This window comes from Pseudomonas sp. TE6283, from assembly GCF_054060555.1.
Window position 1 is genome coordinate 37,914 of sequence record NZ_JBSSDH010000004.1, and the last position, 22,436, is coordinate 60,349.

Annotated in this window: 19 protein-coding genes, 4 tRNA genes and 1 pseudogene; 14 read left to right on the forward strand and 10 right to left on the reverse strand. The window is 63.6% G+C overall.

Going from position 1 to position 22,436, the window contains the following annotated elements; translation table 11 throughout:
* Window positions 1-51: 51 nt before the first annotated feature.
* Window positions 52-1,362, reverse strand: coding sequence for a C4-dicarboxylate transporter DctA (locus ACVWZ5_RS07450; protein WP_336196755.1), 1,311 nt, complete (start codon window positions 1,360-1,362; stop codon window positions 52-54).
* Between the two features lie 209 nt (window positions 1,363-1,571).
* A complete protein-coding gene (locus ACVWZ5_RS07455) occupies window positions 1,572-1,886 on the reverse strand; it encodes a helix-turn-helix domain-containing protein (protein WP_028692676.1) in 315 nt (104 codons plus the stop codon).
* Window positions 1,887-2,129: 243 nt separating this feature from the next.
* Between ACVWZ5_RS07455 and ACVWZ5_RS07460 the strand changes: the two are divergent.
* The 3 genes and pseudogenes from ACVWZ5_RS07460 to ACVWZ5_RS07470 form a co-directional block, all read left to right on the forward strand.
* Window positions 2,130-2,444: pseudogene (locus tag ACVWZ5_RS07460) on the forward strand (PAS domain-containing protein); the annotation flags it as partial.
* 174 nt (window positions 2,445-2,618) lie between these two features.
* Window positions 2,619-3,728 carry a methyl-accepting chemotaxis protein gene (locus ACVWZ5_RS07465; protein WP_371349884.1) on the forward strand — a complete coding sequence of 370 codons (1,110 nt, stop codon included), beginning with the start codon at window positions 2,619-2,621 and terminating at the stop codon, window positions 3,726-3,728.
* A gap of 12 nt (window positions 3,729-3,740) precedes the next feature.
* Window positions 3,741-5,423 (forward strand): putative bifunctional diguanylate cyclase/phosphodiesterase, encoded by a 1,683-nt coding sequence (locus tag ACVWZ5_RS07470; protein WP_186600764.1) that lies wholly within the window; start codon window positions 3,741-3,743, stop codon window positions 5,421-5,423.
* 52 nt (window positions 5,424-5,475) lie between these two features.
* On the opposite strand, the gene ACVWZ5_RS07475 is transcribed toward ACVWZ5_RS07470, so the two are convergent.
* The 8 genes from ACVWZ5_RS07475 to folD form a co-directional block, all read right to left on the reverse strand.
* Complete coding sequence (locus ACVWZ5_RS07475) at window positions 5,476-5,967, reverse strand: Lrp/AsnC family transcriptional regulator (RefSeq protein WP_096049808.1); 492 nt, start codon at window positions 5,965-5,967, stop codon at window positions 5,476-5,478.
* 13 nt (window positions 5,968-5,980) lie between these two features.
* Window positions 5,981-6,793 carry an ABC transporter ATP-binding protein gene (locus tag ACVWZ5_RS07480; RefSeq protein ID WP_457340505.1) on the reverse strand — a complete coding sequence of 271 codons (813 nt, stop codon included), beginning with the start codon at window positions 6,791-6,793 and terminating at the stop codon, window positions 5,981-5,983.
* A gap of 4 nt (window positions 6,794-6,797) precedes the next feature.
* The gene (locus tag ACVWZ5_RS07485; protein ID WP_457340506.1) at window positions 6,798-7,511 is read right to left on the reverse strand and encodes an ABC transporter permease; all 714 of its coding nucleotides are present in this window, start codon (window positions 7,509-7,511) and stop codon (window positions 6,798-6,800) included.
* Window positions 7,508-8,215 (reverse strand): ABC transporter permease, encoded by a 708-nt coding sequence (locus ACVWZ5_RS07490; RefSeq protein WP_028692670.1) that lies wholly within the window; start codon window positions 8,213-8,215, stop codon window positions 7,508-7,510. Before ACVWZ5_RS07490 ends, ACVWZ5_RS07485 begins: the two co-directional genes overlap by 4 nt.
* A gap of 118 nt (window positions 8,216-8,333) precedes the next feature.
* Entirely contained in the window at window positions 8,334-9,116 is a 783-nt protein-coding gene (locus ACVWZ5_RS07495) for an ABC transporter substrate-binding protein (RefSeq protein ID WP_457340507.1), read from the reverse strand.
* Window positions 9,117-9,539: 423 nt separating this feature from the next.
* The gene (locus ACVWZ5_RS07500; RefSeq protein WP_457340508.1) at window positions 9,540-10,586 is read right to left on the reverse strand and encodes an ornithine cyclodeaminase; all 1,047 of its coding nucleotides are present in this window, start codon (window positions 10,584-10,586) and stop codon (window positions 9,540-9,542) included.
* A gap of 19 nt (window positions 10,587-10,605) precedes the next feature.
* The gene (gene ctlX, locus ACVWZ5_RS07505; protein ID WP_062574558.1) at window positions 10,606-11,523 is read right to left on the reverse strand and encodes a citrulline utilization hydrolase CtlX; all 918 of its coding nucleotides are present in this window, start codon (window positions 11,521-11,523) and stop codon (window positions 10,606-10,608) included.
* A 199-nt stretch (window positions 11,524-11,722) separates the two neighbouring features.
* Window positions 11,723-12,577, reverse strand: coding sequence for a bifunctional methylenetetrahydrofolate dehydrogenase/methenyltetrahydrofolate cyclohydrolase FolD (folD, locus tag ACVWZ5_RS07510; RefSeq protein ID WP_457340509.1), 855 nt, complete (start codon window positions 12,575-12,577; stop codon window positions 11,723-11,725).
* A gap of 255 nt (window positions 12,578-12,832) precedes the next feature.
* On the opposite strand from folD, the gene ACVWZ5_RS07515 reads away from it, so the two are divergent.
* From ACVWZ5_RS07515 to ACVWZ5_RS07565, 11 genes are all read left to right on the forward strand, one after another.
* Window positions 12,833-12,909, forward strand: a tRNA-Arg gene (locus tag ACVWZ5_RS07515).
* A gap of 35 nt (window positions 12,910-12,944) precedes the next feature.
* Window positions 12,945-13,020, forward strand: a tRNA-His gene (locus ACVWZ5_RS07520).
* Between the two features lie 56 nt (window positions 13,021-13,076).
* A tRNA-Leu gene (locus ACVWZ5_RS07525) sits at window positions 13,077-13,161 on the forward strand.
* 36 nt (window positions 13,162-13,197) lie between these two features.
* A tRNA-His gene (locus ACVWZ5_RS07530) sits at window positions 13,198-13,273 on the forward strand.
* Between the two features lie 150 nt (window positions 13,274-13,423).
* A complete protein-coding gene (locus ACVWZ5_RS07535; RefSeq protein ID WP_028692638.1) occupies window positions 13,424-13,723 on the forward strand; it encodes a DUF6388 family protein in 300 nt (99 codons plus the stop codon).
* 248 nt (window positions 13,724-13,971) lie between these two features.
* Complete coding sequence (tig, locus tag ACVWZ5_RS07540; RefSeq protein ID WP_028692637.1) at window positions 13,972-15,285, forward strand: trigger factor; 1,314 nt, start codon at window positions 13,972-13,974, stop codon at window positions 15,283-15,285.
* Between the two features lie 91 nt (window positions 15,286-15,376).
* Window positions 15,377-16,018 (forward strand): ATP-dependent Clp endopeptidase proteolytic subunit ClpP, encoded by a 642-nt coding sequence (clpP, locus tag ACVWZ5_RS07545; protein ID WP_043213484.1) that lies wholly within the window; start codon window positions 15,377-15,379, stop codon window positions 16,016-16,018.
* A gap of 108 nt (window positions 16,019-16,126) precedes the next feature.
* The gene (gene clpX, locus ACVWZ5_RS07550; protein ID WP_028692635.1) at window positions 16,127-17,410 is read left to right on the forward strand and encodes an ATP-dependent Clp protease ATP-binding subunit ClpX; all 1,284 of its coding nucleotides are present in this window, start codon (window positions 16,127-16,129) and stop codon (window positions 17,408-17,410) included.
* Window positions 17,411-17,565: 155 nt separating this feature from the next.
* A complete protein-coding gene (gene lon, locus ACVWZ5_RS07555) occupies window positions 17,566-19,962 on the forward strand; it encodes an endopeptidase La (protein WP_457340510.1) in 2,397 nt (798 codons plus the stop codon).
* Between the two features lie 153 nt (window positions 19,963-20,115).
* Window positions 20,116-20,388 (forward strand): HU family DNA-binding protein, encoded by a 273-nt coding sequence (locus ACVWZ5_RS07560; protein ID WP_062574556.1) that lies wholly within the window; start codon window positions 20,116-20,118, stop codon window positions 20,386-20,388.
* Window positions 20,389-20,568: 180 nt separating this feature from the next.
* Window positions 20,569-22,428 carry a SurA N-terminal domain-containing protein gene (locus ACVWZ5_RS07565; RefSeq protein WP_457340511.1) on the forward strand — a complete coding sequence of 620 codons (1,860 nt, stop codon included), beginning with the start codon at window positions 20,569-20,571 and terminating at the stop codon, window positions 22,426-22,428.
* Window positions 22,429-22,436 lie beyond the last annotated feature (8 nt).

Consider the following 22,436-nt stretch of genomic DNA (forward strand, 5'->3'; position numbering starts at 1 on the left):
GCGGCATCTTTGCGCTTGGCCGGCCGGCGCTGGGCGCCGGCGGCCTTGGGCTTAGAATTCCTGTTGATGGGGTTGGCCCTGCTTGCGGGTGATCGGGGCGAAGCCAGGCTTGTTGGCCAGCACGTTGTGGGCGCGTTCCAGGTCGATGTCTTTCTCCCAGCGGGCGATGGCCACGGTGGCGACGCAGTTGCCGATCAGGTTGGTCAGCGCCCGGCCGATCCCCATGAACCAGTCCACCGCCAGTACCAGCACCAGGCCCACCACCGGAATCGCCGGTACCGCGGTCAGGGTGGCGGCAAGGATCACCAGGGCCGAGCCTGGGATGCCGTGGGCACCTTTGGAAGTCACCAGCGACACCAGAAGAATGGTCAGCAGGTCGGTCATCGCCAGCGGCGTACCGGTGGCATTGGCGATGAACACGATGGCCAGGGTCAGGTAGATGGAGAACCCATCGAGGTTGAACGAGTAGCCGGTGGGAATCACCAGGCCGACGGTGGAGCTGCCGATGCCGAGGTGTTCGAGCTTGCGCATCACCTGGGGCAGCACGGCGTCGGAGGAGGCGGTGCCGAGGACAATGGACAGCTCCTCGCGCAGGTACTTGATGAACGGCAGCAGTTTCAGGCCCGACAGGCGCATCACCGTGCCGAGGACAATCAGCACGAAACCGGCGCAGGTCAGGTAGAACAGCGCCACCAGACCGCCCAGGTGCTGCAGCGAGCTCAGGCCGTACTTGCTGGTGGTGAAGGCAATGGCGCCGAATACGCCGATCGGGGCCAGGCGCACGATCATGCCCATGATGCGGAAGATCACGTGGCTGAGTTCGTTGATCAGCCGCGAGATGCCCGAGGCCGACTCACCCACCAGGTTCAGCGCGCTGCCGAACAGCACCGAGAACAGCAGCACCTGGAGGATGTTGTTATCGGCGAAGGCGCCCACCACCGAGGTGGGGATCAGGTCCATGAGGAAGGTGGTGGTGGTGTGGAGGTGCGCGCCGCGCTCGGCCAGGGCGCCGGCATCGGCGCTGGACAGCTGGTCGAGGTGGATGTTGGCGCCGCTGCCGATGCCGGTGGAGAAGGCGAACACCAGGCCGATCACCAGGGCCAGGGTGGTCAGCACTTCGAAGTAGATCACCGATTTCAGGCCGATGCGCCCGACCTTCTTCAGGTCGCCGGCGCCGGAAATGCCGCTGACCACCACGCAGAACACGATCAGGCCGATGAGCATCTTGATCAGCTTGATGAAGCCGTCGCCCAGGGGTTTGAGTTGCAGGGACAGGTCGGGGAAGCTCAGGCCGCAGACAATGCCGAGGGCAAGGCCGAGCACAACCTGGAGGAAGATCGAACGCGAACACCATTTGAGCATGGGAGGAGTCTCTGGTCGGTGTCCTTGCCCCCCAAGCCACACGGAGCGAAAGAGCGCAGGACTTAATTATTGTGGTCTTACCGGTTTGTTCACTGCCGAGCCATAAAACTCCGAAATTTCCTCCATTGCAAGCAATTTTGGCCTTACCGGTCTTACCAGTTAAGGTGCACTGACACGGCTTCTGCTCTAGCGTGGTGCCTGTGGAGATTTCATGGCTTTGCCAGCACCTGATCGACGGCGGCGATCAGCTTGCCGAGGTCCTTGGGGGGGGCGTTATGGATCACGCCGAAGAGGTAGGCGCGTTGTTCTTCTTCGTCTTCGGGGTCGCTGAAGAACACTTTTGGCTTGACCCCCAGGGCATCGGCGAAGCCCACCAACGACTCGACGCTGGGGGTATAGGTGCCGGTCTCGAAGCGGCTGATGGTCTTGGGGTCGAAGCCGGTTCGCTCGCCCAGTTGCGCCTGAGTGAGGCCCGCCAGTTTGCGGTAGCGGCGCAGGGCTGGACCTAGACCTGTTCTCGTCATCGCTCAATTCCCATTTAGAATCAAGCACTTAACGATATATGTCGATATGGCGCAACGCCATGATTCGTCACCTTTATTTGCAAAATGTGATGGAATTCGTAGAATTCGCCGCTTTGATTGATCAGTCATTCAAGTCGTCGTCCAAGGCGATCCGGCCATTTGCCGGCCCGTGTGCAAGCGTTGTCGGACATTGGAACTGATCCAGGATGACCGGTTCCGGCGCACCTGGCCTCCTGTCAGGCCATGCGTCGGCCCGTATATGAATGGAGTCTCATCGTGCGTCAGAACCTGCCGGTCAATCCGGTCGAGCAAAGCTTCCCCGAGCACCAGCGGCTGATTTCGGCAACCGATACGGCCAGCCTGATCACCTACTGCAACGCCGAGTTCGCCGCCATCAGCGGCTACAGCCAGGAGGAGCTGATCGGCAGCCCGCACAACCTGGTGCGTCACCCGGACATGCCCGAGGCGGTGTTCGAGCTGATGTGGCAGTACCTCAAGGCCGGTCGCAGCTGGATGGGTATCGTCAAGAACCGCTGCAGCAACGGCAACTTCTATTGGGTCAACGCCTACGTCACGCCGATGCTCGACAACGGCCAGGTGGTCGGCTACGAGTCGGTGCGCGTGCGTCCGACCCGCGAGCAGGTGGCCCGTGCCGAAGCCCTGTACGCCCGGCTGCGTGACGGCCAGGCGGCGCTATCGCCGACCCGGCGCCTGGCCCTGCTGGGGCGGGCCATGGCGTTGCCGCTGCTGGCGGGGGCCGTGGCCATTGGCGCCGGCCAGGTATTGCCGGACCTGCCCGCCCAAGGTCTGACCCTGGCGCTGTTCGCCGGCGTCGGCCTGTGGGCGCAGAGCCGCATGGGGCGCCACTTGCGGCGCATCGTCCAGGTTGCGGACAACACCTTCAGCGACCCGGTCGCGGCCTTGACCTATAGCGACCTGCCTGGTGCCGCCGGGCAGCTGGAGCTGATCCTGGTCAGCGAGGAGGCGCGCTTGAAGACTGCGCTCACCCGCCTGAGCGACCTCGCGGTGCAGATGGCCGGCGCCGCACAGGATGCCGGACGGTTGTCGCGCAGTACCGAGTCGGCGCTGCTCGAACAGCGTGCCGAGACCGACCTCACCGCCACCGCCATGACCGAGATGGCCGCTTCCATCGGCGAGGTCGCCGGCCATGTGCAACTGACCGCCGAGCAGGCGCACACCGCGCACCTGCTGGCCGGTCAGGGCAGTCAGGTGGCTGACGCCACCGGCGCGGCGATCCAGAGCCTGGCCGGCACGGTCGGACAGATCAACCAGGCGGTCAACGACCTGGCCGGTCAGACCGGTGCCATTGCCGAGGCAGCCGGAATGATCCGCGCCATCGCCGAGCAGACCAACCTGCTGGCGCTCAACGCCGCCATCGAGGCGGCGCGCGCCGGCGAGCAGGGGCGCGGCTTCGCGGTGGTCGCTGACGAGGTCCGTGCCCTGGCCGACAAGACCCGTCAGTCGACCCTGCATATCCAGTCGATCATCGACAGCCTGCGCGGCGGTGCCGAGCAGGCGGTAAGCATCGCCAGCCAGGGCCTGGAGGGCGCGCAGCAGGGTGTGGCCCAGGTTGCCTTGACCCAGGAGGCGCTGCAGGGCATCCAGCACGCGGTGCAGCGTATCAGCGACATGAGCCAGCAGATGGCTGCGGCCTCGCAGGAGCAGTCCAGCGTGGCCGAGGATGTCTCGCGGCAGATCAACGGTGTGGCCGGCACGGTGCAGCAGAGCGCCCGCCGCGCCAATGCCGCGGCCGTGCGCGGCGCGGAACTGGAGCAAGTGTGCGCCGGGCTGCGCGCCCTGGTGGAGCGCTTCAACCGCTAGGTTGCGAGGCTTATGGACGACAACTACCGCGCGGCCGTCGATGCGGCCGCGATCTTTTCCGAGACCGACCTGCGCGGTTGCATCACCTACGTCAACCAGCAGTTCTGCAGCATCTCCGGCTACAGTCGCGAGGAACTGCTGGGGGCCAACCACCGCATCCTCAATTCCGGGCTGCACGAGCCGACTTTCTTCCTCGAAATGTGGCGCGCCCTGGCCGCCGGCCGGGTGTGGAAAGGCGAGATCTGCAACCGTGCCAAGGACGGTTCGCTGTACTGGGTGGACAGCACCATGGTGCCGCTGATCGACCCGCACACCGGCCAGGTGCGCAAGTACGTGTCGATCCGCTTCGACGTCACCGAGAAGCGCCAGTTGCTGCACACCCTGCAGTGGCGAGTGGGGCATGACGTGCTGACCGGCCTGCCGAACCGCGCCTACCTCTCCGACCTGCTCAACCAGGCCTTGGCGTTCTCCCGGCGGGAGAGTATTCCGTTGGCGGTGTGCATGCTCGACCTCGATGGCTTCAAGGCGGTCAACGACGGCTACGGCCACGCCACCGGCGACCTGCTGCTGGTGGAGGTCGCCCAACGCCTGCAGGACATCCTGCGTGGCGGTGATGCGGTGGCGCGGCTGTCGGGCGACGAGTTCGTGCTGATTTTGCGCCATATCGAAGGCCCGCAGCAGTTGCACGCCGCGTTGCAGCGTATCCTCCAGGCGCTGGCTGCGCCCTATGTGGTGCGCGAGCACTCGCTTAGCCTGAGCGCGAGCATCGGCGTGACCCTGTTCCCGCAGGATGACGAGGATGCCGACACCCTGGTGCGCCACGCCGACCAGGCCATGTACGTGGCCAAGCAGCGCGGACGCAACCGCTACCACCTGTTCGACGTGTCCCAGGAGCTCGAGCTCAAGGCCACCCACCAGACCGTGGCGCGGGTGCGCCAGGCCCTGCGCCAGGGCGAACTGTGCCTGCACTACCAGCCCAAGGTGAACATGCGCAGCGGTCAGGTGATCGGGTTCGAAGCCTTGCTGCGCTGGATGCATCCATCCAAGGGGCCGGTACCGCCGGGGGAATTCCTGCCCTTCGTGGAGCAGACCGACCTGATCGTCGAACTGGGCGAGTGGGTCATCGACCAGGCCCTGACCCAATTGCAGCAGTGGCAACTGTCCGGACGCGACTGGTCACTGAGTGTCAACATCGCCGCCCGCCAGCTGCAGCGCGGCGACTTTGCCCAGCGCCTAGAGCACCTTTTGGCGCGCCATCCTGGGGTGTCGCCAGGGCGACTGGACCTTGAAATCGTAGAGTCGGTGGCAATCGACAACCTGCCGCGGGTTGGCCATTGCCTGGATGCCTGCCGAGCCCTGGGCGTGCGTTTTTCGCTGGACGACTTCGGTACCGGCTATTCCTCGTTGAGCTACCTCAAGCGCCTGCCGGCGCAGACCATCAAGATCGACAAGTCCTTCGTGCGCGACATCCTTCATGATCATGACGACCTGGCCCTGACCGGCGCGGTGATCGGACTGGCGCGGGCGTTTGGTCGTGAGGTGGTGGCCGAAGGGGTGGAGACTGTCGAGCACGGGCGGGTGCTGATGGGGCTGGGCTGCGAACTGGCCCAAGGTTATGGCATCGCCCGGCCGATGCCGGTAGAGGCGGTGGCGCAGTGGGTGGCGGACTACCGGCAGCCTCAGGCGTGGCGCTGAACTTGCCCCCTGCAGGAACGGACAAACCCATTCCTGCAGGGGCCTTGCCTGTTCACGCCTGCGGCGCCGTGCTCTTCACCGCCGCCAGCTCCGGATGCGCCACCAGCTTGTCGATATGCAGCTCGTCGTTGTTCATCCAGGTCTCGGTCAGCACCCGGTAATGCTCCATGTCGCGGCAGCGCATGCGCAGGCTGTAGTCGAAGTGCCCGCTGATCAGCTGGCACTCGTAGACCTGCGGGCAGGCGCGCACGGTGGCCTCGAATGCCCGTTGCGCCGAGCGCCCGCTCTGGTTGGACAAGGCCACCAGCACCAGCAACGACAACCCGGGGGAGACCTGCTGCAGGTCGATGATTGCCCCGTAACCGCGGATCACCCCGCGCCGCTCCAGCTTGCGCACCCGTTCCAGGCAGGGCCTGGGGGTCAGGTGCACGAGGGTGGAGAGCTTCTCGTAGGTGATCCTTCCTTGGTGTCGCAGCACGTCGATGATCGCTTCGTCGATGCGATCCAGCGGTGTAGCTGCGGGGGTGATGGCCTTGGTATCCATAGGCGGCGTGACTTCACTTCAGACGATTGGAGAGGAACTGCCGCAGGCGCTCGCTCTGTGGCCGGTCGAGGATCTCGGCGCTGCCGCTTTCCTCGACCAGGCCCTGGTGCAGGAACAGCACCTGGCTCGACACCTGGCGGGCGAACCCCATTTCATGGGTGACCATGAGCATGGTACGTCCTTCCTCGGCGAGCGTCTGTATCACCTTGAGCACTTCGCCGACCAGCTCGGGGTCCAGCGCCGAGGTGGGCTCGTCGAACAGGATGATCTCCGGCTCCATCGCCAGCGCCCGGGCGATGGCCACGCGCTGTTGCTGGCCGCCGGAGAGAAACGCCGGGTACTGGTCGGCGGCGCGGGCCGGCAGGCCGACCTTGTCCAGGTACTTGCGCGCCCGCGCCTCGGCTTCGCCGGCGCTGATGCCCAGCACCTTGCGCGGCGCCAGGCAGATGTTCTCCAGCACCGTCAGGTGGCTCCACAGGTTGAAATGCTGGAACACCATGGCCAGGCGCGTGCGCAGGTTCTGCAGCTGGGCCGCTGGCGGCGTGCTCTTGCTCAGGTCGAGGGTCTGGCCGTCGAGGGTGATGCTGCCGGCGTTGGGCTTTTCGAGGAAATTGATGCAGCGCAGGAAGGTGCTCTTGCCCGAGCCGCTGGCGCCGATCAGGCTGATCACGTCGCCCTTGCGCGCCTGCAGCGAGACACCCTTGAGCACCTGGTGCTCGCCGTAGTGCTTGTGCAGGCCGTCGACGCTGAGCTTGAGGGTGCCGGTATGGGCACGCGCCTTGGGGGCCTGTTCGAAGGTGGTGAGTGGCAGTGCGGTAGCGGTCATGGGTTCAGCCTCGGGCAGGGTCAAGAAAGCGCATCCAGCGACGTTCGGCCACGCGGAACAGGCCGACCAGGGCGAAGGACAGCAGCATGTACAGCAGGGCGGCGATGCCGAAGGCCTGGAAGGTCAGGAAGGTCGCGGCGTTGGCGTCGCGGGCCACCTTGAGGATGTCGGCGACGGTGGCGGTGAAGGCCAGCGAGGTGGCGTGCAGCATCAGGATCAACTCGTTGCTGTAGGCTGGCAGCGAGCGGCGCAGGGCTGCTGGCAGGATCAGGAACAGGTTGAGCCTCCAGCCACGCAGGCCATAGGCCTGGGCCGCTTCCAGCTCGCCGGCGGGCAGGTTGCGGATGGCCCCGGCGAAGATCTCCACGGTGTAGGCACAGGTGTTGAGCACGAACGCCAGCAGGGTGCAGTTGAGCGCGTTGCGGAAGAACTGGTCGAGCAGGGCGTGCTCGCGCACCACCTGCAGGCCGTAGAGCCCGGTGTAGCAGATAAGCAGCTGGATATAGAGCGGCGTGCCGCGGAACACGAAGGTGTACAGCTGCACCGGCAGGCGCAGCCAGGCGTGGCGCGAGGTGCGTGCCAGGGCCAGCGGCAGCGACAGGGCGAAGCCCAGCACCATGCTGGCCAGGAACAGCCAGAGGGTCATGGCCAGGCCCGACAGGCCGCTGCCATCGTGGTACAGGTAGGCCAGGCCGTATTCCTGAAGGAGTTCGATCATCGCGCCAGCTCCTTGATGCCGATGTTGTAGCGCCGCTCCAGGTGCTTGAGCAGGCGGTTGGACAAGGTGGTGATGACCAGGTACACCAGGCCCGCCAGGCACAGGAAGAACAACACATCGTTGGTGCTCTTGCCGGCGTTCTGCGCGGCCTTGACCAGGTCGGCCAGGCCGATGATCGACACCAGCGCGGTGGACTTGAGCAGCACCAGCCAGTTGTTGCCCAGCCCCGGCAGGGCGAAGCGCATCAGTTGCGGGAACAGCACCAGCCGAAACCGCTGCGCCCGGCTCAGGCCGTAGGCGGTGGCGGCCTCCAGCTGGCCGGCGGGCACGCTGAGGATGGCGCCGCGAAAGTTCTCGGTGAAGTACGCGCCGTAGATGAAGCCCAGGGTGATGACCCCGGCGCCGAACGGATCAATCTCGACATAGTCCCAGCCCAGCGCCTCGGTCAGGTCGTTGAGCCAGATCTGCATGCTGTAGAAGATCAGCAGGATCAGCACCAGGTCCGGGACGCTGCGGATCAGCGTGGTGTAGAGGGTGGCCGGCAAGCGCAGCAGCCGGGACCGTGACAGCTTGGCGCTGGCGCCGATCAGGCCGAGCGCGAGGCTCAACGCCAGTGACAGCAAGGCCAGCTTGACGGTCATCCAGGTGCCTTGGGCCAGCAGCGGGCCGAAGCCTTGCAGGCCGCTTGTGAGGAAGTCGTGCATGACGGGGATCTCGCGGTGGTTTCTTCGCGGGTGAACCCGCTCCCACAGGAAGTGTGCAGGCCGAAGGCTGGTGGTTACTTGTGGGAGCGGGCTTGCCCGCGAAGAGGCCGGTGGGAACTCACTCGTTATAGATGTCCAGGTCGCCGACGTACTTTTTCTGGATCTGGGCGTAGGTGCCGTCGGCGTGGATCATGGCGATGCCCTTGTCGAGCAGGGCCTTGAGCTCGGGGTCGGTCTTGCGCAGGCCCATGGCGATGTCCAGCGGCAGGGTCGGGTCCTTGATGGCCGGGCCGCTCCTGAAGTCGGCGCCCTCGGGCTTGGAGAGGAAGTTCAGCTGGGCTTCGAGCTTGTCGGTGACGGTGGCGTCGAGGCGGCCGTTGAGCAGGTCGGCGTAGTTCTGGTCCTGGCCCTGGTAGGCCTTGACCTGCGCGCCCAGCGGCGCCAGCACGGCGCGGGCGTAGGCCTCCTGCAGCGAGCCCTGGAGCACGCCGACCTGCTTGCCCTTGAGCGATTCGGCGCTGTCGCCGAAGTCGGCCGACTTGCGCACGATCACCGAGGTGGGGCTGAGGAACAGGCGGTTGCTGAAGTCGATCTGCTTCAGGCGGGCCGGGGTGACGGCCATCGACGACATGATGGCGTCGAACTTGCGGGCGCGCAGGGCGGGGATCATGCCGTCGAATTCGTTGTGCACCCAGGTGCACTTGACCTGCAGCTTGGCGCAGATGGCATTGCCCAGGTCGATGTCGAAGCCTTGCAGGCTGCCATCGGCGGCGACGGATTCGAACGGTGGGTATTCGGGGAAGACGCCGAAGCGGATCTCGGTCCACTCCTTGGCCTGGGTGAGGGTGGTGGCGCACAACGAGAACAGCAGCACGCCGAGGCGTTTTCGCATGGAGGGCATGGTCTTGGGTCCCTGGGTGTTGTTATTGGTAGTAGGGCGATTAGCGCGTGTAGGTCCGTCGGTGACTCATGGGTCGGGCTCAGAATGCGCGAGATAGACAGGTTTTTTGTGTCGTTTGCCTGCGCATGGGCTGCCGGATTCGGCTGTAAAGTTTCCTTCTGCAGCCGAATCGGCTGCTGCGACAAAGTTTTATGGAAGTGCGACAGCGGTTTCTGTCAGGCCGAGAGGCTGACATGCTTGTCGGCCACTGTTTACGCGGGCCCTGGAGCGGCCTTGCCGAGGCGTCGGACCGGTCGGAAAGGGCCGCAGAGCGGCCCCGGCAATATCGGCTGCGTAGCTCAAACCCTGGGGCCGCTTCGCAGCCCTTTCCGACCGGTCCGACGCCTCGGCAAGGCCGCTCCCACAGGGGTTGCGTATAGCCGGTCAGGCGGCGCTGGCTTTGCGTTGCGCCACTTTCGGCTGCAGCAGGGCAAACAGGTCCTTCGGGTTCTCCAACTGCGGCACCAGCGCGATGTCGCGCCCGATGTCCAGCGCCTTGGCCACATCCAGCATATAGCGCAGCGCCGAATAGTCCTCCAGGGCGAAGCCGACCGAGTCGAACAGCGTTACTTGCGCGGTACTCTCGCGCCCGGCGGCGATCCCCTCGACCACCTGCCAGAACTCGGTGGTCGGCGAGTCCGCAGGCATCTGCTGGATCTCGCCCTCGATCCGGCTCTGCGGTTCGTACTCGACGATCACCCGCGCCCGCTCGACGATGTCGCGGTGCAGCTCGGTCTTGCCCGGGCAGTCGCCGCCCACGGCGTTGAGGTGCATGCCTGGCTCGATCATCCCTGGGGTGAGGATGGTGGCGTAGGCCTTGTCGGCGGTGACCGTGGTGACGATGTCGGCGCCGCGTACCGCCTCGGCCACACTGTCGGCAATGATCAGCTTCAGCTGTGGGAAACCGGCCAGGTTGGCCAACAGTTTCGCCGAGGCCTTGCGGTCGATGTCGAACAGGCGGATCTCCTCGATGCCGAGCAAGGCATGGAAGGCGATGGCCTGGAACTCGCTCTGCGAGCCGTTGCCGATCAGCGCCATGCGTTTACTGTCCGGGCGTGCCAGGTAGCGGGCGGCCAGGGCCGAGGTGGCGGCGGTGCGGATCGCGGTGGTCAGGGTCATCTCGCTGAGCAGCACCGGCGCGCCGGTGTCGACATCGCCCAGGGCGCCGAAGGCCATCACCGTGAGCATCCCGTTGCGGGTGTTCTTCGGGTGGCCGTTGACGTACTTGAAGGCGTACAGGTTGGCGTCGGATACCGGCATCAGCTCGATCACCCCGTCCGCCGAGTGGTTGGCCAGGCGCGGGCATTTCTCGAAGTCATGCCAGCGCAGGTAGTCCTGGCGGATGTACTCGGCCATCTCTGCCAGGCAGGTGGGCAATCCCTTGCGGTTGACCAGGTGGGCGAGGTCGTGCACGTCGATGTAGCGGGTCATGATGATTTTCCTTGTCGAGTCAGTGGCGCGAGGGCAGGTGGACTTCGGCGAGCATGCAGCGCGCGCTGCCGCCGCCGATGCGTTCGATATGGTCGATGTTCACCACCAGTGGGTGGCTGTGCCGCTCGACCTGGCGGCGCTGGTCGGCGTCGAGCGCATGCCAGGCGCTGCGCGACATCACCAGCAGGGAGCGGCCGTCACGGTCGTGGACTTCGAGCATGTTGCCGGCGAAGTTCTCCAGCTGGTCGAAGTTCAGCGCCAGCACCTGCTTGCCGGTATCGCGCAGCGAATGCTCCAGGGCACGGCGTTCATCGTGGCGGGGCAGGGCGTCGAGGCAGGCCGCGGCGAGCTGGCGGCCGACGTTCATCATTACGTTGCTGTGGTAGATCGGCGCTTGGCGGCGGTCCACGGCGTGGAACAGGCACAGGCGATAGTCCAGGCGCTCGGCGAACTGGCGCAGGGCATGTTCATGGGTGCGCCCGGAGTGGCAGGCGTAGCTGATGCGGTGTTCGCGGTCCAGGACCATGCTGCCGGTACCTTCGAGGAACAGATTCTGCTGTTCCAGCGGGCTCAGGTCGATGGTGCGCTGGATGGCGAAGCGCTCCCGCAGCACGGCCAGCACGCCCTTGCTGCGCTCCAGGCGGCGGTTCTCGCCCTCCATCGGGTACAGCACCAGGCTGCCGTCGGCGTGGCTGCTCCACCAGTTGTTGGGGAAGATCGAGTCGGGGGTGTGAGGTTCAGGGGTGTCCTGCACCACCAGCACATCGACGCCGTGCTGGCGCAGGGTGTCGACGTAGCCGTCGAATTCTTCCAGGGCCTTTTCGCTGGCGGCCTGAGGGTCCGACGGCGCCTGCTGGAAGCGGTTGTTGGCGGCGGTGTCGGGGTTGAAGGCGAACCGCGCCGGGCGAATCATGAGGACGGTATTTGTTGTTTGCATTGGGCACGCATCCACGGGTGGGCTGTGTGACCATTGTCAGGGGGATCGCGAGGCAATCCCGGCTGAAGCGTGAGAGGTGGGCAGCCGGTCCAGCTGAAATGGATGGGTTGCCAGCCGAATCGGCTGTGGCTCCGTGGAGACGGGCATTCAAACGAAAACGGCGCCTCGAGAGGCGCCGTTGCGTCATTGCCGGAACAACCTACTTGTGCAGCTCTTCAGCCGCATACAGGGTGTTCTCCAGCAGGCAGGCGCGGGTCATCGGGCCTACGCCGCCCGGCACCGGGGTGATCCAGCCGGCGCGGGGCAGGGCGGTCTCGTAGACCACGTCGCCGACCAGCTTGCCGTCGTCCTGGCGGTTGATGCCGACGTCGATGACGATGGCGCCTTCCTTGACCCATTCACCCTTGACCAGGCCCGGCTTGCCGGCGGCGACCACCACCAGGTCGGCGCGGCCGACGTGGCCGGCCAGGTCCTTGGTGAAGCGGTGGCAGACGCTGACGGTGCAGCCGGCCAGCAGCAGCTCCATGGCCATTGGCCGGCCGACGATGTTGGATGCGCCGACGATCACCGCGTTCATGCCGTACAGGTCCTGGCCGGTGCTCTCCAGCAAGGTCATGATGCCCTTCGGCGTGCACGGGCGCAGCAGCGGGATGCGCTGGGCCAGACGGCCGATGTTGTAGGGGTGGAAACCGTCCACGTCCTTGTCCGGGCGGATGCGCTCGAGCAGCAGGGAGGCGTCCAGGTGCTCGGGCAGCGGCAGCTGCAGCAGGATACCGTCGACGGCCGGGTCATCGTTGAGGCGATCGATCAGGTCGGTCAGGGCTTGCTGCGTGGTCTCGCTGGGCAGGTCGAATGCCTGGGAGATGAAGCCGACCTCTTCACAGTCCTTGCGCTTGTGCGAGACATAGACTTGGGAGGCCGGGTCGGTACCGACCAGGATCACCGCCAGGCCAGGCGTGCGCAGGCCCTGCTGGCGGCGCTCGGCGACACGTTGGGCGATCTGCTGGCGCAGGTTGGCGGCGATCGCCTTGCCATCGATTAGGTGTGCAGTCATAGACGCGTGATTAACCATCGAGAAGGGAACATATATAAGAAGCGCGCATTCTCGCACGACACGGCCCAAGGGCAAAGGCGAGTGGTCGGGCAAATCCCCTAACCCCTTCAATAATTTAAATTTTTTTGCGAAAGGTGTTGACGACCTGCAGGGTCGCCTATAAGATTCGCCGCACTTGTCGGGCACTGCCTGGCACGGGTTGGCAAAGTCGGGCAGAATAAGCGGTTCGTTTGTTCGGCTGGACTGTAAGCTTAAGCGCCCGTAGCTCAGCTGGATAGAGCATCCGCCTTCTAAGCGGATGGTCGCAGGTTCGAGTCCTGCCGGGTGCGCCATTAAGGCCTGGGCAAGTAAGCAGTACCGCAATATGGTGGGCGTAGCTCAGTTGGTAGAGCGCCGGATTGTGATTCCGGTTGTCGTGGGTTCGATTCCCATCGTCCACCCCAGATTCTGCAGGGGCGCCTCGATTTAATGATCCGGCGCCTTTGTTTTTGAGTTTCATGCGGACGTGGTGAAATTGGTAGACACACTGGATTTAGGTTCCAGCGGCGCAAGCTGTAAGAGTTCGAGTCTCTTCGTCCGCACCATGTTTCTGTAAGGCTGTACCGCAACACTGCATTATGGTGGGCGTAGCTCAGTTGGTAGAGCGCCGGATTGTGATTCCGGTTGTCGTGGGTTCGATTCCCATCGTCCACCCCATATTTGAAGAAGGCGCCCGCATCGGATGATCGGGCGCCTTTTTCGTTTCTGCCGTACGGGCCTTGTGGCTACTGGTGGCGGAGCGATAAAAGCTGATAAATTTCAGCCGGTTGAAGGGCTGGCCGAGATGCCGGCAGAGGAATAGCGCACATGATCGCAAAAGAAGCGCGCCAGGCCCTGGCGCTGCAACGTTTCGCCGAGGCCAATCCGCAGCTGCTCGAGGAGATCCGCGAGCTGGATGCCCGCGAGCAGGCCCAGCAGATCGAGTGGGCGTTCGAGGATGCGGCGCAGGAGCAGGGCGTCGAGCCCTGGGAGTATGCCTTGCAACTGATCGCCGAGTCGCCGGAGCAACTGCAGGCCATGCGCCTGGAGACTCATCGCGAGGTGGCCGAGGCGCTGGGCATGGCCTGGGAAGAATACTGCCAGTTCAACGACCTCGATCCGCAGTAAGGCGGACGATCTTTCTGGCTGTTGTTTGTTTGACAAGGTTTTACAACCGCGCGGGCCACAAGGGCCTGCGCGGCCGTGAATGAAACAGGCTCGACGCCAAGGCGGGCGGGCCTTTCAAGGAAATCGACCGGCGCGGCCCGCCGACAATCCGGGTGGGGTGACTTCTGCTTGATGAGTCACTAGAATGTTTGCCCTTGATTCTGGAGTCGGGCTATCGCCGGCTAACGTCTGTGCAACGAGGAATATCCATGCAAGTTTCTGTTGAAAACACTTCCGCTCTCGAGCGCCGCATGACCATCGCCGTTCCGGCCGAGCGCGTCGAGAACGAAGTCAACAAGCGTCTGCAGCAGACTGCCAAGCGCGCCAAGGTTGCCGGCTTCCGTCCGGGCAAGGTGCCGATGAGCGTGATCCGCCAGCGTTTCGAAGCCGATGCCCGTCAAGAGGCCTTCGGTGACCTGGTCCAGGCTTCCTTCTACGAAGCCATTGTCGAGCAGAAGCTGAACCCGGCTGGCGCGCCTGCCGTAGAGCCGAAGTCGTTCGAGAAAGGCAAGGACCTCGAGTTCGTCGCCATCTTCGAAGTCTTCCCTGAATTCACCGTTGCCGGTTTCGAGTCGATCGCCGTCGAGCGCCTGAGCGCCGAAGTGGCTGACGCCGACCTGGACAACATGCTGGAAGTCCTGCGCAAGCAGAACACCCGTTTCGAGGCCGTCGAGCGCGCTGCTGCCAACGATGACCAAGTCAACATCGACTTCGTTGGCAAGATCGACGGCGAAGCCTTCGCCGGCGGTTCGGCCAAGGGCACCCAGCTGGTGCTGGGTTCCGGCCGCATGATCCCGGGCTTCGAAGAAGGCCTGGTTGGCGCCAAGGCCGGTGAAGAGCGCGTGGTCAGCGTGACCTTCCCAGAGGACTACCAGAACCTGGACCTGGCCGGCAAGGCCGCCGAGTTCACCATCACCGTCAACAGCGTTTCCGCCCCTGTGCTGCCTGAGCTGAACGAAGCCTTCTTCGCCCAGTTCGGCATCAAGGAGTCGACCCTGGAAGGTTTCCGCGCCGAAGTTCGCAAGAACATGGAGCGTGAACTGCGCCAGGCCATCAAGGCCAAGGTCAAGAACCAGGTCATGGACGGTCTGCTGGCCGCCAACCCGGTCGACGTGCCTAAGGCCCTGCTGGAAAACGAAGTCAATCGTCTGCGCGTGCAGGCCGTCCAGCAGTTCGGTGGCAACATCAAGCCTGACCAACTGCCAGCCGAACTGTTCGAAGAGCAAGCCAAGCGTCGCGTCGTGCTGGGCCTGATCGTCGCCGAAGTGGTCAAGCAGTTCGACCTGAAGCCGGACGAAGCCAAGGTTCGCGAAGTCATCGAAGAGATGGCCTCGGCCTACCAGGAGCCCGAGCAGGTCATCGCCTGGTACTACAAGAACGACCAGCAACTGAACGAAGTCCGTTCGGTTGTGCTGGAAGAGCAAGTTGTAGATACTGTCCTGCAGAAAGCGACTGTGACTGACAAATCGGTCTCGTACGAAGAAGCCGTCAAGCCAGCACAGGCTGCTGCCGACGCTGAGTAACAGGCTACTCTCGTAGGAAACCCCCACAAGCCAGCCTTCGCGCTGGCTTGTGCGTATTCAAGCCATGACTATTTGGGAGTGAGTGCAGGACATGTCCCGCAATTCTTATATTCAGCAGAGCTCTGACATCCAGGCCGCAGGCGGCCTGGTCCCGATGGTTATCGAGCAGTCCGCCCGTGGCGAACGCGCCTACGACATCTATTCGCGCCTCCTGAAGGAGCGCGTGATCTTCCTGGTTGGCCCCGTAGAAGACTACATGGCCAACCTGGTGGTGGCGCAGCTGCTGTTCCTTGAGGCGGAAAACCCGGACAAGGATATCCATCTCTATATCAACTCCCCGGGTGGCTCGGTAACTGCCGGCATGTCGATCTACGACACCATGCAGTTCATCAAGCCGGATGTCTCGACCATCTGCATCGGCCAGGCCTGCAGCATGGGTGCTTTCCTGCTCGCGGCCGGTGCCGCCGGCAAGCGCCACTGCCTGCCCAACTCGCGGGTGATGATTCACCAGCCGTTGGGCGGCTTCCAGGGCCAGGCGACCGACATCGAGATCCATGCCCAGGAAATCCTCAACATCAAGGCGCGCCTGAACGAGTTGCTGGCCCATCACACCGGTCAGGACCTCGAGACCATCAAGCGCGACACCGAGCGCGACAACTTCATGAGCGCCGCGCGCGCGGCCGAGTACGGCCTGATCGACTCGGTCTACGACAAGCGGCAACTGGCATCCTGAAGCAATACGCCAGAGCGTTCGGGCGCGGATTGCGCCCGAGCGCGGACTTGAAAAAGCCAGCGATTGCCTTCATCTTGTGTTTCAAGCCTACCGGATTGGATCGATCGAATGACTGACACCCGTAACGGCGAGGACAACGGCAAATTGCTCTACTGCTCCTTCTGCGGCAAAAGCCAGCATGAAGTGCGTAAATTGATTGCCGGCCCCTCGGTATTTATCTGCGACGAGTGCGTCGACCTGTGCAATGACATCATCCGTGAGGAGGTGCAGGAAGCCCAGGCCGAGAGCAACGCGCACAAGTTACCCTCGCCGAAAGAAATCAGCGGCATCCTGGACCAGTACGTGATTGGTCAGGAGCGCGCGAAAAAGGTCCTGGCAGTAGCGGTGTACAACCACTACAAGCGCCTGAACCAGCGTGACAAGAAAGGCGACGAAGTCGAACTGGGTAAAAGCAACATCCTGCTGATCGGGCCGACCGGCTCGGGCAAGACGCTGCTCGCCGAGACGCTCGCGCGCCTGTTGAACGTGCCGTTCACCATTGCCGACGCCACCACCCTGACTGAAGCTGGTTATGTCGGTGAGGACGTCGAGAACATCATTCAGAAGCTGCTGCAAAAGTGCGACTACGATGTGGAAAAGGCCCAGATGGGCATTGTCTACATCGACGAGATCGACAAGATCTCGCGCAAGTCGGACAACCCGTCCATCACCCGTGACGTTTCGGGCGAGGGCGTGCAGCAGGCGCTGCTGAAGCTGATCGAAGGCACCGTGGCCTCCGTGCCGCCGCAAGGGGGGCGCAAGCACCCGCAACAGGAGTTCCTGCAGGTCGATACCCGCAATATCCTGTTTATCTGCGGTGGCGCCTTCTCGGGCCTGGAAAAGGTCATCCAGAACCGCTCGACCAAAGGCGGCATCGGCTTCAGCGCCGAAGTACGCAGCAAGGAAGAGGGCAAGAAGGTCGGTGAGTCGCTGCGTGAGGTCGAGCCGGACGATCTGGTCAAGTTCGGCCTGATCCCGGAGTTCGTCGGCCGCCTGCCGGTGCTGGCGACCCTGGACGAGCTGGACGAGGCTGCGCTGATGCAGATCCTCACCGAGCCGAAGAACGCGCTGACCAAACAGTACGCCAAGTTGTTCGAGATGGAAGACGTCGACCTCGAGTTCCGCAGCGATGCACTCAAGGCCGTCGCGCGCAAGGCACTGGAGCGCAAGACCGGCGCCCGTGGCCTGCGTTCGATCCTCGAAGGCGTGCTGCTCGACACCATGTACGAGATCCCTTCGCAGAAGGATGTCAGCAAGGTGGTGATCGACGAAAGCGTCATCGAAGGCTCGTCGCAGCCGCTGCTCATCTATGAGAACAGCGAGCCGCAGGCCAAGGCCGCCCCCGACGCCTGATCGGGCAAGGGGCAGCACGCACGAAGGGGCCTTTTTGGCCCCTTTTTGCATTTCATGGCCTGGGTGCTTGTAATTTGCCAGGCCTGCCCCCACATTAGCCCCAAGCACCATTTCCAACGGTTTCCGGCCACCAAGGCCGCTGTAGAGGCGAAATCATGAAGACCACCCTCGACTTGCCTCTTTTGCCATTGCGCGACGTCGTCGTCTATCCGCACATGGTCATCCCACTGTTCGTGGGGCGTGAGAAGTCCATCGAAGCCCTCGAGGCGGCGATGACGGGCGAGAAGCAGATCCTCCTGCTGGCCCAGAAGAATCCGGCCGACGATGATCCGGGCGAAGACGCCCTGTATCGCGTCGGTACCGTCGCCACCGTGCTGCAACTGCTCAAGCTGCCCGATGGCACCGTCAAGGTGCTGGTCGAGGGTGAGCAGCGCGGCGCCGTGGAGCGTTTCAACGAAGTCGACGGCCATATCCGCGCCGAAGTCAGCCTGATCGACGAAGCCGAGACCGCCGAGCGCGAGTCCGAAGTGTTCGTGCGGACCTTGCTGTCGCAGTTCGAGCAGTACGTGCAGCTGGGCAAGAAGGTCCCGGCCGAAGTGCTGTCCTCGCTCAACAGCATCGAGGAACCGGGCCGCCTGGTCGACACCATGGCCGCGCACATGGCGCTGAAGATCGAGCAGAAGCAGGAGATCCTCGAGATCGTCGACCTGCAGGCCCGCGTCGAGCATGTGCTGGCGCTGCTGGACGCCGAGATCGACCTGCTGCAGGTCGAGAAGCGCATCCGTGGCCGGGTCAAGAAGCAGATGGAGCGCAGCCAGCGCGAGTACTACCTGAATGAGCAGATGAAGGCCATTCAGAAAGAGCTCGGCGATGGCGACGAAGGCCACAACGAAGTCGAGGAACTGAAAAAGCGCATCGACGCCGCCGGCCTGCCGAAAGACGCCCTGGCCAAGGCCCAGGCCGAGCTGAACAAGCTCAAGCAGATGTCGCCGATGTCGGCCGAGGCCACCGTGGTGCGTTCGTACCTCGACTGGCTGGTGCAGGTGCCGTGGAAGGCCCAGAGCAAGGTGCGCCTGGACCTGGCCAAGGCCGAAGAGATCCTCGATGCCGACCACTACGGCCTGGAAGAGGTCAAGGAACGTATCCTCGAGTACCTCGCCGTACAGAAGCGCGTGAAGAAGATCCGAGGCCCGGTGCTGTGCCTGGTCGGTCCGCCCGGCGTGGGCAAGACCTCGCTGGCCGAATCGATCGCCGCCGCCACCAACCGCAAGTTCGTGCGCATGGCCTTGGGCGGCGTGCGTGACGAGGCCGAGATCCGTGGCCACCGTCGTACCTACATCGGTTCGATGCCCGGTCGTCTGATTCAGAAAATGACCAAGGTCGGTGTACGCAATCCGCTGTTCCTGCTCGACGAGATCGACAAGATGGGCAGCGACATGCGCGGCGATCCGGCTTCGGCGCTGCTGGAGGTGCTCGACCCCGAGCAGAACCACAATTTCAACGACCACTACCTGGAAGTCGACTACGACCTCTCGGACGTGATGTTCCTGTGCACCTCGAACTCGATGAACATCCCGCCGGCGCTGCTCGACCGCATGGAAGTCATCCGCCTGCCGGGTTACACCGAGGACGAGAAGATCAACATCGCGGTCAAGTACCTGGTGCCCAAGCAGGTCAAGGCCAACGGCCTGAAGAAGGACGAGTTGGAGGTCGAGGTGTCGGCCATCCGCGACATCATTCGCTACTACACCCGTGAAGCTGGCGTGCGTGGCCTGGAGCGCCAGATCGCCAAGGTTTGCCGCAAGGTGGTCAAGGAGCACGCAGGGTCCAAGCAGGTGAAGGTCAAGGTCAGCGGCGAGCAGCTCGAGCAACTGCTGGGCGTGCGCAAGTTCCGTTATGGCCTGGCCGAGCAGCAGGACCAGATCGGCCAGGTCACCGGTCTTGCCTGGACCCAGGTGGGCGGCGAGCTGCTGACCATCGAGGCCGTGGTGATCCCGGGCAAGGGCCAACTGATCAAGACCGGCTCGCTCGGCGACGTCATGGTCGAGTCGATCACCGCCGCGCAGACGGTGGTGCGCAGCCGTGCCCAGAGCCTGGGGATCGCCGCAGATTTCCACGAGAAGCGCGACGTTCACATCCATATGCCCGAAGGCGCCACGCCCAAGGACGGCCCAAGCGCTGGTATCGGCATGTGCACCGCACTGGTGTCGGCCCTGACCCAGATCCCGGTCCGCGCCGATGTGGCGATGACCGGTGAGATCACCCTGCGCGGCCAAGTCCTGGCCATCGGTGGCCTCAAGGAAAAACTGCTGGCGGCACACCGCGGTGGGATCAAGACGGTGATCATTCCCGAGGAGAATGTTCGCGACTTGAAGGAGATTCCGGAAAATATCAAACAGGATCTTCAGATCAAACCGGTCAAATGGATTGACGAAGTCCTCCAAATTGCGCTGCAATACGCCCCGGAGCCCTTGCCAGATGTGGCTCCGGAGATTGTCGCGAAAGATGAGAAGCGCGACGGCGATGCTAAGGAAAGAATCAGCACGCACTAGTACGTATTTCGCTGGGGGGCGTTGGTTGACAGTATTTTCCGGCCCTTGCTATAAAACGGCACGCCAGTGTCAACAGGCCACCCAGCGCTCGTTTCATAAGCTTTTCATTACATACTTAGAAACAAACTCAATAGAGAAATAAGGGGACTTAGAGTGAACAAGTCGGAACTGATTGACGCTATCGCCGCATCTGCTGACATCCCGAAAGCTGTAGCCGGCCGCGCGCTGGACGCAGTTATCGAATCCGTTCAGGGCGCCCTGCAGAAAGGCGACGATGTTGTCCTGGTTGGCTTCGGTACCTTCTCGGTCAAGGATCGCGCCGAGCGCACCGGCCGCAACCCGCAAACCGGCAAGGCGATCAAGATCGCTGCCGCCAAGGTTCCAGGCTTCAAGGCTGGCAAGGGCCTGAAAGACGCCGTCAACTAAGTCGTCTTTCAGCCGGCCCGGGCATCGTCAGGGCCGACCGCGTGACGGCGGGTCGCAAACGTTCCCGCTGGCACGCTCGCTTCGAAAAGGCGCATCCACTGGATGCGCCTTTCTTCTATCAGGATTCTACCCACGCTCCGCGGTTGTCGACGCAGTGGTACAGCCGTTTCTGGGGGACGCATGCTGCAGAATATCAGGGACAATTCACAAGGTTGGATTGCCAAGACCATCATCGGCCTTATCGTCGTGTTGATGGCGTTGACCGGTTTCGAGGCCATTTTCCAGGCCGCCAGCCATAGCCAGGACGCTGCCAAGGTGAACGGCCAGACCATCAGCCAGAACGAGCTGAGTCAGGCCGTGGACATGCAGCGCCGCCAGCTGATGCAACAGCTGGGCAAGGATTTCGACCCTGCGCTGCTGGACGAGAAGATGCTGCGCGAAGCCGCGCTCAAGGGGCTGATCGATCGCAAGCTGCTGTTGCAGGGTGCCGAAGACGCCAAGTTCGCTTTTTCCGAGGCCGCGCTGGATCAGCTGATCCTGCAGACGCCTGAATTCCAGGTCGATGGCAAGTTCAGCGCCGAGCGCTTCGACTCGGTCATCCGCCAGATGGGCTACGGCCGCATGCAGTTCCGCGAGATGCTCGCCCAGGAAATGCTGATCGGCCAGATGCGCACCGGCCTTGCCGGTAGCAGCTTCGTCACCGACAAGCAGGTCGAGGCCTTCGCCCGCCTCGAGAAGCAGACCCGTGATTTCGCTTCGCAGACCTTCAAGGCCGACCCGGCCGCAGTCAAGGTGAGCGATGACGAGGTCAAGGCGCACTACGACCAGCACGCCAAGGAATTCATGACCCCGGACCAGGTGGTCATCGACTACCTCGAGCTGAAGAAGTCGGCCTTCTTTGACCAGGTCAAGGTCGATGACGGCGAGCTCAAGGCCCTGTACGAGAAGGAGATCGCCAACCTTGGCGAGCAGCGCCATGCCGCGCACATCCTGATCGAGGTCAACGACAAGACCGACGATGCCAAGGCCAAGGCCCGTATCGAAGAGATCCAGCAGCGCCTGGACAAGGGTGAGGACTTTGCCAAGCTGGCCAAGGAATTCTCCCAGGACCCAGGTTCGGCCAATACCGGTGGCGACCTCGGCTTCGCCGGCCCCGGCGTTTACGACCCGGCCTTCGAGGACGCGCTGTACAAGCTGAACAAGGACCAGGTGTCCGCACCCGTGCGCACCGAGTTCGGCTACCACCTGATCAAGCTGTTGGGTGTGCAGGCGCCGGACGTGCCGAGCTTCGCCAGCCTGAAGGACAAGCTGACCCACGAGCTGAAGACCCAGCAGGTGGAGCAGCGCTTCGTCGAGGCCACCAAGCAGCTCGAGGACACCGCCTTCGAAGCCTCCGACCTGGCCCAGCCGGCCCAGGACCTGGGCCTGAAGGTACACACCTCGGCGGCCTTCGGTCGCGAGGGTGGCGAAGGCATCACCGCCAACCGTGCGGTGATCCAGGCCGCGTTCAGCGAGCAGGTGCTGGAAGAGGGTGCCAACAGCAACGCCATCGAGCTGGATCCGGAGACCGTGGTGGTACTGCGCGTCAAGGAGCATCGCAAGCCTGAGCAACTGCCGCTGGAGGCCGTGGCCAAGAACATCAGCCAGCACCTGGCCAAGGAGAAGGCGATTGCCGAACTCAAGACCAAGGCTGACAAGCTGATCGCCGGTCTGCGCGAGGGTTCGACCAAGGCCGAAGGTCAGGGTTGGAAGGTCCACGAAGCGGTCACCCGTGGCCAGGACGGTATCGACCCGGCCGAGCTGCAGGCGGTGTTCCGCCTCGGCAAGCCTGCGTCCAAGGACAAGCCGGTCTACGGCAGCGTGGTCCTGGGCGACGGCAGCCTGGTGGTCCTGCAGCTCAAGGGCGTCAACGAAGGCGCCGCCGCCACCGACGAAGAGAAGGCGCAGATCCGTCGCTACCTCACGTCGCGTGCCGGTTCGCAGGACTTCGCGGCCTATCGCAAGCTGCTTGAGGGCAGTGCCGACATCACGCGCTACTGAGTGGCGCG

What these genes read in the sequence shown, in the direction of transcription:
- ACVWZ5_RS07450 (WP_336196755.1), bottom strand. Translation starts at nt 1,362, where the DNA reads ATGCTCAAATGGTGTTCGCGTTCGATCTTCCTCCAGGTTGTGCTCGGC.
- ACVWZ5_RS07455 (WP_028692676.1), bottom strand. Translation starts at nt 1,886, where the DNA reads ATGACGAGAACAGGTCTAGGTCCAGCCCTGCGCCGCTACCGCAAACTG.
- ACVWZ5_RS07465 (WP_371349884.1), top strand. Translation starts at nt 2,619, where the DNA reads ATGGCGTTGCCGCTGCTGGCGGGGGCCGTGGCCATTGGCGCCGGCCAG.
- ACVWZ5_RS07470 (WP_186600764.1), top strand. Translation starts at nt 3,741, where the DNA reads ATGGACGACAACTACCGCGCGGCCGTCGATGCGGCCGCGATCTTTTCC.
- ACVWZ5_RS07475 (WP_096049808.1), bottom strand. Translation starts at nt 5,967, where the DNA reads ATGGATACCAAGGCCATCACCCCCGCAGCTACACCGCTGGATCGCATC.
- ACVWZ5_RS07480 (WP_457340505.1), bottom strand. Translation starts at nt 6,793, where the DNA reads ATGACCGCTACCGCACTGCCACTCACCACCTTCGAACAGGCCCCCAAG.
- ACVWZ5_RS07485 (WP_457340506.1), bottom strand. Translation starts at nt 7,511, where the DNA reads ATGATCGAACTCCTTCAGGAATACGGCCTGGCCTACCTGTACCACGAT.
- ACVWZ5_RS07490 (WP_028692670.1), bottom strand. Translation starts at nt 8,215, where the DNA reads ATGCACGACTTCCTCACAAGCGGCCTGCAAGGCTTCGGCCCGCTGCTG.
- ACVWZ5_RS07495 (WP_457340507.1), bottom strand. Translation starts at nt 9,116, where the DNA reads ATGCCCTCCATGCGAAAACGCCTCGGCGTGCTGCTGTTCTCGTTGTGC.
- ACVWZ5_RS07500 (WP_457340508.1), bottom strand. Translation starts at nt 10,586, where the DNA reads ATGACCCGCTACATCGACGTGCACGACCTCGCCCACCTGGTCAACCGC.
- ctlX (WP_062574558.1), bottom strand. Translation starts at nt 11,523, where the DNA reads ATGCAAACAACAAATACCGTCCTCATGATTCGCCCGGCGCGGTTCGCC.
- folD (WP_457340509.1), bottom strand. Translation starts at nt 12,577, where the DNA reads ATGACTGCACACCTAATCGATGGCAAGGCGATCGCCGCCAACCTGCGC.
- ACVWZ5_RS07535 (WP_028692638.1), top strand. Translation starts at nt 13,424, where the DNA reads ATGATCGCAAAAGAAGCGCGCCAGGCCCTGGCGCTGCAACGTTTCGCC.
- tig (WP_028692637.1), top strand. Translation starts at nt 13,972, where the DNA reads ATGCAAGTTTCTGTTGAAAACACTTCCGCTCTCGAGCGCCGCATGACC.
- clpP (WP_043213484.1), top strand. Translation starts at nt 15,377, where the DNA reads ATGTCCCGCAATTCTTATATTCAGCAGAGCTCTGACATCCAGGCCGCA.
- clpX (WP_028692635.1), top strand. Translation starts at nt 16,127, where the DNA reads ATGACTGACACCCGTAACGGCGAGGACAACGGCAAATTGCTCTACTGC.
- lon (WP_457340510.1), top strand. Translation starts at nt 17,566, where the DNA reads ATGAAGACCACCCTCGACTTGCCTCTTTTGCCATTGCGCGACGTCGTC.
- ACVWZ5_RS07565 (WP_457340511.1), top strand. Translation starts at nt 20,569, where the DNA reads ATGCTGCAGAATATCAGGGACAATTCACAAGGTTGGATTGCCAAGACC.